The sequence below is a fragment of the Deferribacter autotrophicus genome (assembly GCF_008362905.1).
Classification (GTDB): Bacteria; Chrysiogenota; Deferribacteres; order Deferribacterales; family Deferribacteraceae; genus Deferribacter; species Deferribacter autotrophicus.
In genome coordinates, this window is sequence record NZ_VFJB01000001.1 from 116,619 (window position 1) to 130,487 (window position 13,869).

9 protein-coding genes are annotated in these 13,869 nt (G+C 32.7%); 2 read left to right on the forward strand and 7 right to left on the reverse strand.

All coding sequences use genetic code 11. The features are described 5' to 3' along the window. Nucleotides 1-77 precede the first annotated feature (77 nt). The 5 genes from FHQ18_RS00540 to FHQ18_RS00560 all read right to left on the reverse strand — a co-directional run bounded on the left by FHQ18_RS00540 (nt 78) and on the right by FHQ18_RS00560 (nt 8,597). On the reverse strand, nt 78-1,025 hold the full coding sequence (locus FHQ18_RS00540) for an MBL fold metallo-hydrolase (RefSeq protein ID WP_188020302.1): 948 nt from the start codon (nt 1,023-1,025) through the stop codon (nt 78-80). A gap of 41 nt (nt 1,026-1,066) precedes the next feature. Further along, complete coding sequence (locus tag FHQ18_RS00545) at nt 1,067-2,845, reverse strand: acyl-CoA dehydrogenase family protein (RefSeq protein ID WP_149265220.1); 1,779 nt, start codon at nt 2,843-2,845, stop codon at nt 1,067-1,069. 264 nt (nt 2,846-3,109) lie between these two features. Then, on the reverse strand, nt 3,110-4,288 hold the full coding sequence (locus FHQ18_RS00550; protein ID WP_149265221.1) for a thiolase family protein: 1,179 nt from the start codon (nt 4,286-4,288) through the stop codon (nt 3,110-3,112). Between the two features lie 32 nt (nt 4,289-4,320). Next, a complete protein-coding gene (locus FHQ18_RS00555) occupies nt 4,321-6,708 on the reverse strand; it encodes a 3-hydroxyacyl-CoA dehydrogenase/enoyl-CoA hydratase family protein (protein ID WP_149265222.1) in 2,388 nt (795 codons plus the stop codon). 59 nt (nt 6,709-6,767) lie between these two features. Then, nucleotides 6,768-8,597 carry an AMP-dependent synthetase/ligase gene (locus FHQ18_RS00560; RefSeq protein WP_149265223.1) on the reverse strand — a complete coding sequence of 610 codons (1,830 nt, stop codon included), beginning with the start codon at nt 8,595-8,597 and terminating at the stop codon, nt 6,768-6,770. Nucleotides 8,598-9,029: 432 nt separating this feature from the next. Here FHQ18_RS00560 and FHQ18_RS00565 point away from each other — a divergent pair, with 432 nt between their 5' ends. Both FHQ18_RS00565 and FHQ18_RS00570 read left to right on the forward strand, forming a co-directional pair. Beyond that, the gene (locus tag FHQ18_RS00565) at nt 9,030-10,289 is read left to right on the forward strand and encodes an OmpP1/FadL family transporter (protein ID WP_149265224.1); all 1,260 of its coding nucleotides are present in this window, start codon (nt 9,030-9,032) and stop codon (nt 10,287-10,289) included. A gap of 72 nt (nt 10,290-10,361) precedes the next feature. Then, complete coding sequence (locus FHQ18_RS00570; protein WP_149265225.1) at nt 10,362-11,189, forward strand: PHP domain-containing protein; 828 nt, start codon at nt 10,362-10,364, stop codon at nt 11,187-11,189. Here FHQ18_RS00570 and FHQ18_RS00575 read toward each other — a convergent pair. Further along, nucleotides 11,176-11,850: a hypothetical protein gene (locus FHQ18_RS00575; RefSeq protein WP_149265226.1), complete on the reverse strand. Its 675-nt coding sequence runs from the start codon at nt 11,848-11,850 to the stop codon at nt 11,176-11,178. The genes FHQ18_RS00570 and FHQ18_RS00575 overlap by 14 nt on opposite strands. Nucleotides 11,851-12,113: 263 nt before the next feature. Continuing rightward, a complete protein-coding gene (locus tag FHQ18_RS00580; protein WP_149265227.1) occupies nt 12,114-13,868 on the reverse strand; it encodes a dynamin family protein in 1,755 nt (584 codons plus the stop codon). Between the last annotated feature and the right edge of the window lies 1 nt (nt 13,869).

Here is a 13,869-nt window from a genome sequence, read left to right on the forward strand (position 1 = left end):
TTATTTTTTAATTCAACAGTCATCACTTGTCCGACTTTGGACTAATCAAAATACTATTTTATATTCTACACTAAATTTCAATCTGTGCACATCATAATATCTTTATTATCAATTACAATTTTTGCATCCTTTAAAGAATCTAACAATAATTTTGGATTTTCATAAAAATCCTTGAAAAATAAGATCTCTGACAACTTAATATACGTTTTAAAAGGCTCTGCATCTGGCTCTGGTATAATTGTTTTCAACGCTTTTAAAATATCACCTAGTTTCAAATACTTTTTCAAGCTTACCATTCTTTCACACATTTTACTTACATAAAATTTTACTCTTTCATCCACGCTATCGATATAATCCCTATGTCCTGGTAAAAATTCATATTTTTTCTCTAACTCTTTCATCTTTTTTATAGTATCGCAAAAATACAAATAATTTATAAACCTGTCATCCTCATAATCAGCATCGATATCAAGAAGTGGCGTTTGAAAAATTCCATTTAAAAAAACATCTCCCGTAATAGCCTTGCCATCCAAAAGATAAACGATATCGCTCTGAGAATGACCAGGACACCTAACATATGAAATCTTCAGATCTTCTAAAATATCATCTGCTTCTTCAAGAACTCGTATTCCATCAGGTACTGGCACTTCTTTCGCAAACATACACAAAACGCCTATTATCTTTTCAATGGTTGTATCAGCCATGCCAATTTCTTTTAATATTCTACTCATGGCTTTAATTCTTAAATCTAGATTGTAAAGTCTAAATAAATCATATTTTGAAATAAAAATTTCTGCATCGCTGTTTTCTTTTATAAACTGAATAAGACCGTAATGATCGGCATGACAATGAGTAACAAATAAATATTTTAGTTTACTCAAATCTATAGATTGCTTTAGGAATTCTTTTGCATGATTAGTGTTTGGACCTGTATCAAAAAGAACCAAAAAATCATCATACTCTTTCACATAAAAATGAACTGGTCCCACTGGATATGGAGTATCAACTGTATATTTCTTAATCACTGCCCCTCCTATATTAAAAAGAGAGGCTATTTAAGCCTCTCTTAGAATATGTATTTTTCTACTTCTATTGCAGTATCAGCTAATAATCTTTTTGCTTGCAACAAGCCTGTAGCATCATATTTTGTAAACCTTCTAATACCGCTCAAAAGCATCATAAGATTGTCGCCTTCCTCAACGAAGAAAGCAGCTTTTCTTGCAGCTTTTGCAATCACTTCCACCGCATCAAAAGTAAATACCTTCGCAGCAGCTTTCATTAATTCTGCTTTTTTCTCACTTACCCTGCCCAAATTCTTTTCAGCCCTAAGCACAGCACTTTCGATAGCAAATATCTGAATAGCAATATCAGCAAGTGTAAGAAGAACTTCCTGCTCATTAATAATCTTATCCATATATTTCTGCACAGCAGCTCCTGAAAGGACAAGATAAAGAGTTTTTAAGTTCTTTAATGTGTATTTTTCCTGTGCGAAAGGAATAGAATCATCAATTTCATCAAAAGATGGGGTCATTAAAGCATCAACTGCTTTCATTGCTTCTTGCTGCAAAGGAATTTCACCTTTCATTGCCCTCTTTAGCATCATACCAGGAATAAGCAATCTGTTAATCTCATTTGTACCTTCAAATATTCTATTAATCCTTTCATCTCTATAAAATCTTTCTGCTGGATATTCTTGGATAAATCCATAACCACCATAAATCTGCACAACTTCATCAACAACTTTTGCAAGAACTTCACTACAGAACACCTTTGAAATTGAGCATTCAATGGCATATTCTTCAATACCTTTTTGATAAAGCTCATAATAATTTTCTGCAGATTTATCAATTGTTGCTAATTTATCATCAAGTAATCCGGCAAGCCTGTAAACAAGAGATTCAGAAGCATAGGTATGCGCCACCATATCAGCAATTTTCTCTTTAATAGCACCAAAACTGCTTATTTGCTTTCCAAACTGTTTTCTCTCGTTTGCATATTTTATACCTTCAACAAGAGCATACTTAGCAGCTCCTGTAACAGCCGCGCCTAATTTAAATCTTCCAACATTCAAAATATTAAATGCAATCTTATGCCCTTTCCCTATTTCTCCGAGAACATTTTCTACAGGAACTTTACAATTATTCAAAATCACCTGTCTTGTAGAAGAACCTTTAATACCCATCTTCTTTTCTTCAGGTCCAAGTTCCACACCCTCAAAAGTCCTTTCCACAAGAAACGCAGTAAAATGTTCTTTATCCACTTTTGCAAAAACTGTGAAAAGATCTGCAAATCCTGCATTTGTTATAAACTGCTTTGTACCGTTCAAAATATAGTATTTTCCATCCTCACTGAGTGTAGCTGTTGCTTTTGCACCGAGAGCATCACTACCTGAGCCTGGCTCAGTTAAACAGTAAGCAGCAATCCACTCACCTGTTATGATCTTTTCAAGATATTTTTCTTTCTGCTCTTTTGTGCCATAGTAAACAAGTGGCAAAGTACCAATACCTGTATGAGCAGCATAGGCCACAGAGAAAGAGCCAGAAGGAGCTATTTTTTCAGCAACTAACATACTTGTTGCTTTATCCAAATCCAAACCACCATACTCTTCAGGGGCATCAATCATTAAAAGACCAAGCTCTCCACATTTTTTCATATGCTGTACAACTTTATCAAAATCTTGATTATCAATATCTTCAATATCAGGAAGCACTTCATTTAAAACAAACTGCTCGGTAGTCTCAGCAATCTGCTTCTGCTCATCAGTAAAATCTTCTGGTGTAAACACATCATCCTTTGAAACATCTGCAATTAAATATTCTGCACCTTTCAATAACTTTTTCTCCATTTCACACTCCTTATATATTTATTTTATCAATTAGTTGCCACTGAAATTGTGGCAACTAATTGATAAATACTAATCTTTTTCAATATACTTATAAAAATCCTATCAGTTTTTTGATATTTATTACAAAAAGATGGGGGCTGTAATCCTCCTTTAAGTTTTTATAAAATGCATTTCATAATATAAAAAATTATTTAAAATTAATAAAATCATAAAAAATTTTTTATTTAATAATTAGTTCTCACTTTTTCAGTGAGAACTAATTAATTATTTAACAATCTCAAAAATCCCGGCAGCTCCCATACCACCACCGATACACATAGAAACCATACCATATTTAACATCTCTTCTATGCATTTCGTGAAGCAGTGTGGCAGTTAATTTTGCACCGGTACAGCCAAGTGGGTGACCAAGGGCAATGGCACCACCGTTTACATTCACTATATCCTTGTTTAAGCCAAGCTCCTTAATCACTGCCAATGACTGAGCCGCAAATGCTTCATTAAGCTCTATCAAACCGATATCTTTCAACTCAAGACCTGCGAGTTTCAGAGCTGCAGGAATTGCAGCTACAGGTCCAATACCCATAATTTCAGGAGCAACACCTTTTGCAGCAAAAGCAATAAACCTTGCAAGCGGCTTACCGCCAATCTTTTTCAAATAGTCTTCACTCACCACTAAAACAGCAGCAGCTCCATCAGTCATCTGAGAGGAATTTCCAGCGGTTACAGAACCGTTTGCTCTAAACACAGGTTTTAACTTGGCAAGCCCTTCAATAGTGGTATCGGTCCTAACACCATCATCCACTTCCACAACTTCTTTAACTTTATTAACTTTATTTTTCTCATCGATACTTGTATATTCTACTTCCACAGGGATTATTTCATCTTTAAACTTCCCATCCCTAATAGCAGCAGCCGCTTTCATATGGCTTTGATATGCAAATTCATCCTGCTCTTCCCTTGAAATTTCGAATTTTTCAGCCACAAGTTCCGCTGTTATCCCCATTGAAGCATAAGTTTCAGGCCAACTTGCCACAAGATCAGGATTTGCACTAAATTTATTACCACCCATAGGTACCATTGTCATGGACTCTGTACCACCAGCAATAATACAATCTGCAAAACCAGCCATTATTCTTTCAGCAGCTAACGCTATTGTCTGCAAACCACTTGAACAAAACCTATTTACGGTCATAGCAGGCACTTCTATGGGAAGCCCAGCCTTAAAAGATGCAACCCTAGCCACATTCATCCCCTGTTCACCTTCAGGAAACGCACATCCTATGATAACATCTTCAATATCCGTATTATCAATCCCAGTTTTTTCCACCAACCCTTTAATCGCTGCAGCAGCCAGATCATCTGGCCTCATATCTTTAAATTTACCTTTTTTAGCTTTGCAACCAGGTGTTCTATAAGCAGCTAAAATATATGCCTTTCTCATCTTAAAATCCTCCATCATCTATTTTAAAAATTTTAATTTCTTAATGGCTTCCCTTTTTTCAACATATGTTGAATTCTTTCTATTGTTTTCTTCTGGGAGCAAAGTTTTACAAAAGCGTCCCTTTCAAGTTTTAATAAATACTCTTCGGTGATAAGTGTTCCAGCATTCACATCACCGCCAGTTATAACATCAGCAATCATGCTACCTAGATATTCTTCATATTCAGTAATAAATCCACCCATCTTCATGTTCCAAAGTTGTGACTTAATGCTGGCAGCTACGCTTCTACCTGGAGCTTTCAAGTTAGTAAGTGGTTTTTTAGGTCTATAGTTTTGTGCCAAGTCAAGCACCTTCATCTTTGCATCATAGATAAGGTTATCAATATTCATTACAATAGCATCACCATCGGTAAGATAACCAAGGTCGTAAAGTTCGTAAGCTCCCATGGAAACTTTAGCCATTGCAATATTCATAAAATTTTTGAAAATAAATGGCGAAACATCAGTATTGTATTTCTCTGCTAACTTTATAGCACGAATAGCCATTTCTTTCGTACCGCCACCTGCAGGAAGTAAGCCAACACCGATTTCAACTAATCCCATATATGTCTCAGCATGAGCAACCCTTGCATCTGCATGTAAACAAAACTCACAACCACCACCAAGAGCCATCTGGAATGGCGCTGCAACAACAGGCACCTTAGAGTATTTGATTGCCATAGCAGTATCTTGAAAAGCTTTTACCATCATGTAAATATCATCAAACGCACCTTCAGCAATAGCCACAGCAAGCATTGCAAGGTTTGCACCAACACTAAATGCTTTCCCTTGATTCGCAATTACAAGGCCAACACCATTTTCTTCAACATACTTAATAGCCTTTTTAGTCATTGAAAGAATATCGCCACTAATAGAATTCATCTTAGAATGAAACTCAAGACAATATACGCCATCACCAATATCGATAAGAGACGCACCTTTATTTGAATCTACAACTTTACCTGCATTTTTAAGAAGTGCTAAATTGATTGTTTTTTCATCAACGGGCACTTCTTTGTATTCATCAGTCAAAATATCGTAATAATATTTCTTACCGTTTTCTACCTTGTAAAATTTCTCTATCTTTTTAAGTTTTTCAGGAACCTGCTTACCTTCCTTCTCTGCCCTTTCTACAAAATATTTAACACCAATAGCATCAAACACTTCAAATGGGCCCAACTCCCAGTTGTAGCCCCACTTCATAGCATTATCAACATTCACTATATCATCAGCAATTTCAGGAATTCTGTTGAAAGTGTATATCAAAGAATCTCTCAGCAATCTCCAGGCAAACTCAGCAGCCTTGTCTTTGCCCGTAACAACTGTTTTGATTCTTGTTGCCACATCATCGATCTGCTTTGCAGTTTGTGTAGATGGAAATTTTGGTTTAACAACTTCTTTATACTCACCTGTTTTATAATCGTAAAAATATGTTTTCCTACCTTCTGCTGTTTTCTCTTTTTTATAAAAGCCTTGTTTTGCCTTGTTTCCAAGTAAACCTTTTTCAACCATTTTAGATAAAAATTCAGGAACCTTATAAATTTCTCTTTCCTCGTCATCTTTTAATAGATTGTAAGAATTATGACCTATATGAACGATAGTATCTATACCCACGAGATCTGCTAATCTAAAGATAGCAGTTTTAGGCATACCAATGGCTGGGCCTGCTGCCACGTCTGCTTCTTCCACAGTCATATCTAAATCATTCAAATGTTTAAAAGCAGAATAGATTACGTAAACGCCAATTCTATTACCTATAAAATTAGGAGTATCTTTGGCATAAACAATACCTTTACCTAAACGTTTACTGATAAAATCGGCCATAAAATTAACAACTTCTGGATCCGTATACTTAGAAGGAACAATTTCCATCAATCTCATATATCTTGGTGGGTTAAAAAAGTGTGTAACAAGAAAATTCTTTTTTATTTCATCAGGCAATACTTCTGCCATTTCATTAACAGAAAGACCACTTGTATTAGTGGATAAGATTGCACCTTTTTTAAAGTTTGGTACAACTTTTTCAGACAACAACTTTTTCTTGATGTCCATATTTTCAACAACTACTTCGATAACCCAATCACAATCAGAGATTTTATGCATATCATCTTCAAAGTTGCCCACTTCAATCTGATTGGCAAACTCTTTAAAATAAAATGCTGCAGGTTTAATCTTTTTTACATTTTCAAGCCCGTTTCTTGCAATTCTGTCTCTTACTACCTTATCATCTAAAGTAAGTCCTTTAGCCTTCTCTTCTTCTGTTAACTCTCTGGGCACGATATCTAAAAGTACAACATCAACACCTGCATTGGCCAAATGCGCAGCAATGGTAGCACCCATAACCCCTGCGCCTAAAACAGCTGCCTTATTAATTTGCCTCATCACTTCCTCCTGATTTGACGTTCATTTATTTACAAACCACTTTATAACATAACACAACTTTACGTGCAAGTAAAACAATCTCCATTATCCTCATATAAGCATTCTATCTTATCTTTATATTTTTCGTAAATTACCCTTCTCTTCAGTTTCAATGTCGGCGTAAGCTCCCCACCCTCTATTGTGAAATCTACAGGCACAAGTGAAAACTTTTTGATAGTTTCAAACTTTGCAAATTTTTTGTTAATCTCTCCCACTCTTTCTTGATACAGTTTCAAGATTTTTTCATGAGCAACAAGATCATTCATATCAAAGTATTCGATATGGTGTTCTTTAGCATATTCCACCAATCTTTCAAAATTTGGCACAAGCAATGCAACCAAATAAGGCTTTTTATCACCATATACAAAGGCCTGAGAAATATATTTATCCAGTTTTAGTTCATTTTCTATAGGTTGAGGGGCAATATTTTTGCCTCCAGCAGTAATAATAAGCTCTTTCTTTCTATCCACTATGTAAACAAACCCATTTTCATCAATTTTACCTATATCACCTGTTTTAAACCAACCATCTTCCAACACTTCTTTCGTTGCCTCTTCATTTTTATAATAACCTTTCATAATAACAGGACCTTTTAATAAAAGTTCTCCATCTTCAGCCAATTTAGCATAACAATGCTCAAACATAGTCCCCACAGAACCAAATCGAACCTGCTTCAAAGTATTAATACAGATTCCTGGACTTGTTTCTGTAAGCCCGTACCCTTCAAGAATCGGCATCCCAATCACCCAAAAGAACTCATTAATTGTCTTATCAAGAGGTGCACCCCCAGAAACAAAAGATTTTATCCTACCACCAAAGCGCTCTCTAATTTTAGAAAAAATTAGTTTGTCATAAATTTTATATTTAAAACCTAAAAAGCCAGGATTTTCCCCTTTCAAATATTTCTTTTCCACATACTGCTTACCTACTTCTATAGCCTTATGAAAAAGTGTCTTTTTTAATCCACTCATGGCATGCACATTCTCATAAATCCTTGAGTACATCTTTTCAAATAGTCTTGGGACACTCACCATGCATGTAGGTCTAACTTCCAATATATTTTCAGGCACCTTATCGATACTTTCCGCAAAAACAACCTGTGCCCCCACATATATAGGAATATAGTAACCTACGGATCTCTCAAGGGCATGACTCAAAGGCAAAAAACTCAAAAAGATATCATCAGGCCCAAGCATATCAACTTTTCTTGCACCCAAAATTATCTCGGACACAAGGTTATAGTGTGTAAGCATCACACCTTTAGGCACACCTGTTGTCCCTGAAGTATAAATCAATGTAGCCACATCTTCTGGATCAATGGATTCAATAACCTCTTCTATCTCTTTCTTTTCATCATCACTGAGAGGAACTGAAATTTCAGCTAACTGAAGATGCGTATTAACAGGAAACGCCTTATCTCCAAGGAATCTATCAAAAGATATAATATGCTCGATATGTGGAATTTCATCCTTTATCTCTAAAAGCTTTTCATACTGAAATCTATTGGAAATAAATATCACTTTGGATTCAGAATGATTTAAAACATACTTCACTTGTTCTGGTGTATTTGTAGCATAAATAGGAACTGTAATTGCTCCAGCAGATAAAATCCCCATATCGGCAATTACCCAACCGGGGCGATTTTCAGAAAGGATAGCCACCCTGTCTCCCGGCTTGATACCAAGTTTTCTCAAACCTCGAGCAACCATCAGCGCAAGTTCATAAAATCTAGCAAAAGTAACATCAACAAATTTCCCTCCCTTCTTATAACCAAGGGCTGGTTTATCTGAAAATTTTTCAGCATTATGTTTTAAAATCTGGGGAACTGATTTAAATGGCCATTTTTCCATAATTCCTCCCTGTTGAATAACAGTTCATTATCTACATAAACTCATTTAACGTTAATGTCAAGCCTTTTAAAATACTATTTTAATTTTGCTGTAATTAAGATTCATAACTAAATCAAAATTTACTATTGCCATTTGCTAAATATATAATATAAGTAACAAATCATTTTTGATTAATTGTTGTAGCAAAATAATAAATTGTCATTAATTATGAAAAAACAATTTAACGCAGTATTTACAACCTTTTTTTGAGCATGAAAATTAATAAAACTATTTTTGACAATCGTAAAAATTCTCTCGTTCTTTATTCTTTTTACTTTACAAAATGTTATATCTATATTATATATCTCGTATTATAAGATTTAATATTTTCTAATTGACTATTCAATGAAAATATAATAATGTTTGTTCCTAAACCATAAGAAAGGAGGATTTATGAGAAAAAATTTTTCATCAAAATTTTCAAAAGTTTTAATAATTTTACTCTTTCCTATTCTATTGTATGCAAACGGTTTTCAGATCAACGAGCAGGGAGCAAAAGCATTAGGTATGGGTGGAGCTTTTGTAGCTCAGGCTAATGATCCTAGTGCAGTCTATTTTAACCCAGCAGGAATAACTCAATTAGAAAACATGCAAATTTCTCTAGGAGTATCACCTATTCACCCCTACGCAACTTTCAAAAGTGACACAACCGGAAAATCAACAGATGCAGAAGACAAAACTTTTTATATTCCTAATTTCTATGCTACACTGAAATTATCAGACAAACTTGCTACTGGATTAGGAGTTTTTTCTAATTTTGGACTTTCTACAGAATGGCCTGATGATTGGGAAGGAAAATATATAGTTGGTGGAACGAATGCCGAAATAGTAACTTTAACAATTAACCCTAATATAGCATACAAACTTACAGATAAGCTAAGCATAGCATTTGGTATTGACATCCAAAAAATGGAAATTACTTTGGAAAACAAAATATATACTGGCGCCCCAATAGATGCCAGTTCTAAATTAAAAGGATATAATTGGGCAATGGGTTGGAATGCCGCTATCCATTATAAAATCACAGATAATTGGAACTTCGGCATTTCATACAGAAGCAAAATAAAACACGAAATAAAAGATGGAACACATGATTTATATAATCTTTATAATCCTTTAAATGGTTCTTATTTCGATTATCAAAGAACCGCCTCAGCAGATATAACATTACCTGATATCCTATATATAGGGACATCATATAAATTTGGAAGATTTACTTTTGAACTTGATGGACAGTGGACTGGTTGGTCTTCATATGATGAACTTAAAGTTGAATATGAAAAAGATATGTTGTCTACAACATTTGGTGATCAAATTGTAAAACCAAAAGATTGGAATGACGTTTGGGCAATAAGGTTTGGCGTCCAATATAAAGTAAATAAACTTTTAGACTTAAGAGCTGGTATTATCAGAGATTTTACACCTATTCCCGACGAAACTATCGATCCATTAGTTCCATCAGGGGATAGATGGCTTTATGCATTAGGGTTTGGACTCAACTTCGAAAAAGTCACTTTAGACTTTGCTTATAATTATCTTGATGATGAGGGTAGAGATTTTAACAATGAAGTTGGGCAACCATACAATGTTATTGGTAAATTTACTGATGTTAGTGCTCACATCTTTGGAGTAAATTTAACCTATAAATTTTAAAATTTAGAGCGGCTCGGATGAGCCGCTTTTTTTTTATTTGATTTCATTTATTTTTTCTAATATAAAATCAATATGATTGACTTGCATATGCATTCCACATATTCTGACGGCACATTAACACCCCAAGAATTACTAAATTATGCTGAAGAAAAAAAATTAAAAGCCATTGCACTCACAGATCACGATACTGTGAATGGTATTGAATCTTTTTTATCAGTAGAAACAGATATTTTGAAAGTCTCAGGCGTGGAAATTAGTATCGATTTTGATCCAGGAACCTTTCACTTAGTTGGCCTTTTTATCAAACACAACGACGAAAACCTAAAAACAAAGCTTGAAAAACTAAAAAAATACAGGCGTGAAAGAAATAGTAAATTAGTTGAATTAATAAAAAATCATTTCGGAATTGAAATATCACTATCGGATCTGCAAAAAGATATAGACGGTGAAATTGGAAGACCTCACATTGCAAAATTTCTAATGGATAAAGGTATCGTGTCTTCTACTCAAGAAGCCTTTGACAAATATTTAGGCAAAGGTAAGCCTCTTTACATAGCTAAAAAAAGATATTCAGCCATTGAAGGAATAGACATGATTAAAAAAGCAAGTGGTATTTCTATTATTGCTCACCCTATCACTCTTGATTTAGAAAATGAACAATTTGATAAATTTACAAAAGAGTTAATAGAATATGGTTTGGATGGTATAGAAGTTTTTTGCTCACTTCACACAATAAAAGATAGTAAATTTTATCTTGAAATTGCTAAAAAATATAATCTATTCATTTCAGCAGGAAGCGATTTTCACGGATTAAATAAAACTGATGTTGATCTTGGCCAAACAAACTGTCCTGAAGAATACCAAAAGTCAATTTACACAAATCTGCTTAAATATTTTTAAAATTATTATCTTTGTGCGCATTTAAGAACTTCTTAGTTTCTAAATATTCACTCAATAAACTGTTTTCCATTACCGAATAAAGCTCCACTCGAATTTGTTGGTTAAATGCCACAACAACCTCCAATCTTAAACAATCCTTTTGCAACATTTCATATAATAAATCCTCCCCCCAATCCCTTTCTGTAAAATCCATCCTTTTTACCACAAGCTGATAACAATCTATTTTGGGATATCTTATCTTTATATTTTTGAGCCTGAATATATCTCCATCAAACTTTTTAATACTTCCGTTCTTAGAAAAAATCCATGAATAACAACTACCTAAAATGGATTTTATTCCTATTATCTCTTTTATATTATTTTTTTTTACAACACATAAATCAGGCTGAATATATCTATTATTATCTGTTTTAAATACAGACTTTTCAGGATAATTTTCATTATCTTCCACAACTTTTCTAAGACTCTCAGAAATCAAAATTAGACTATCTTTTGATAATTCTATATAATATTTTGAAAGTATTACTTGAAACAGCCATTCAACACCATAATGACTCCCCCCATTTTTTAGTCTATAGTCCCATACATCGAAAGTTTGTTTTAAAATGTCGTACTCTGAAGATTTTTTTCCAAAAAAATATTTTATTATCTCTTTTAGCATATCTCACTTTATAGTATAATTTTTTAAATTATCATTAGGAAAAATCCTTAAAGGATATAGGGTATTTTCCTATTGTCAAATATTAAAAATTAACAAAAAATTATTTTGGAGTAACAAATATGATTGTTATATTCACATTTAGGAACAAAAAGATTTTGCAAAAATTACTTTTAAACTTTCAAAAAACACCAAGGTAACATTTGAATTTAGAGGAAAAAATCACAAAAGTTTTATAAATAGATTACTTGATAAATAAAGTGATTTTAAATTTTCTCAAGCTCCTTAATTTTATCATTGTAAAAAGCTGTTAATTCATCATCTTTATTAATTTTTTTATCTTCAAGAGCCTGTTTATAAATTCTTTCTTTTTCAAGATAAGCTTCTATTAATTCATTCCTTATATTTTCTAATATAGTCTCAGTAATTTCATCTTGTTGTCCTTCTAATCTCGTAATATACTCTGAAAATGTATCATCTATCTGCTCTTCAATAATAGATAATTGTTTTAAAATTTCTTGCTTTTCTTTTTTTGCCTTAATAAAAATATTATAAGCTACACCTCCTAAGGCAACTATAGCAAAAAGTGGATTGACAGATGCTAATACCGCTCCTCCAAGTACACTACCACCTGTAATTATTGCATCTATCATATAATCAACCTTAATACTTATTTCAGGTTTTAAATGCTCCTTAATATCATCTAAATACAAAACCTTATTTTTTGAAAAATAGTTTTTAAGGTCTAACCTCGATTTTTCTTCTTCTAATATCTTTTCTATTTTTTTTAGAAATTTCCTATATAAATTCTCAAAATTTCTTTTCTCAAGATAAATACTTTTTCGAATACTATCTTTTATAATTTTTTCAAAATCTGCAACATCATCAATTCCCTCTATATTATTATCTATTCTTTTGCTTAATCTTTCAATTATGTTCTCCTTTAATCGCTCAAACAATTTCTGAACCTCTTCAACAAATGAAGTTACCTCACCATCTATTTTAGGCTTAAGTCTTTTTTTAAAAATAGTTACATCCTCTTTTAATTTTTCTACTTCCTGTTTTAAATTTTTTAAAGAGTCTTCAAGTTCTTTAGATTCTTTTTTTTGTAATTCTATCTTTTCAATTATTAATTCTTTTATTCTTCTTTTTAAGACCTCAAGTTTTTTATATTTATTTTCTAAGATATTTTCACCTTTTTTAGTACTCAAATATTCCCATAATTTTTTCTTTAAAACATCGAAGTTCTCTTTAGTTTTTGCCGAAATCGGAATCAAAGGTGGCGTAGGAATTTTCTGTCCTAACTCAGCTGAAACAATTTTCAAAGATTTTTCCATTTCTGTTTTCACAAATTTAATAACCTCATCCCTTTGATTCTCATCTATTAGATCCCAATAATTAAGCAAAAAGAAAATCTTATCCAAATCTTCTTTGCTCAGAATCTTTTCTTCTAAAAATTCTTTTTCACTTTTTTTCCATGCTTGAGTAGCCATAATCAAATAAAGTATACTATCTGCACGGTTAATAAAACCTAATGTTACATCCATTCTTTCAGTTTCAGGATCATTTAAACCTGGAGAATCTACTATAACTATTCCATCTTTTAAAAACTCTGAATTAATATAAACTTCAACTAAATCAATTTTCTCAACTTCTTCTCCTCCTTTAGCTACGGTATGCTTTAAAATATTTTCAAAATTTTCATGAAATTCTTTTTGTGTCCCATCTTTGTATTTTAAGACTATTTTTTCCTCTAAACCATATTTTAATACCGTTAGTTTTGCTGTTGTTGTAGTAACATTAGTCGGTAAAACATTTTTACCAATAAAAAACTGATTAATAAAAGTAGATTTTCCAGATGAGAAGTCCCCTAAACACAAAACATTAAATGTTAAATCTCTTTGTATCTCTTCTAAAAAGCTATCTATATTTTCATTAATATTATTAATATCCAACTCATTTGCAAAGATTTTTAATGTATTTGTTCTTTCAATCAATTCGCTTTTTTTCTCTAAAAACATA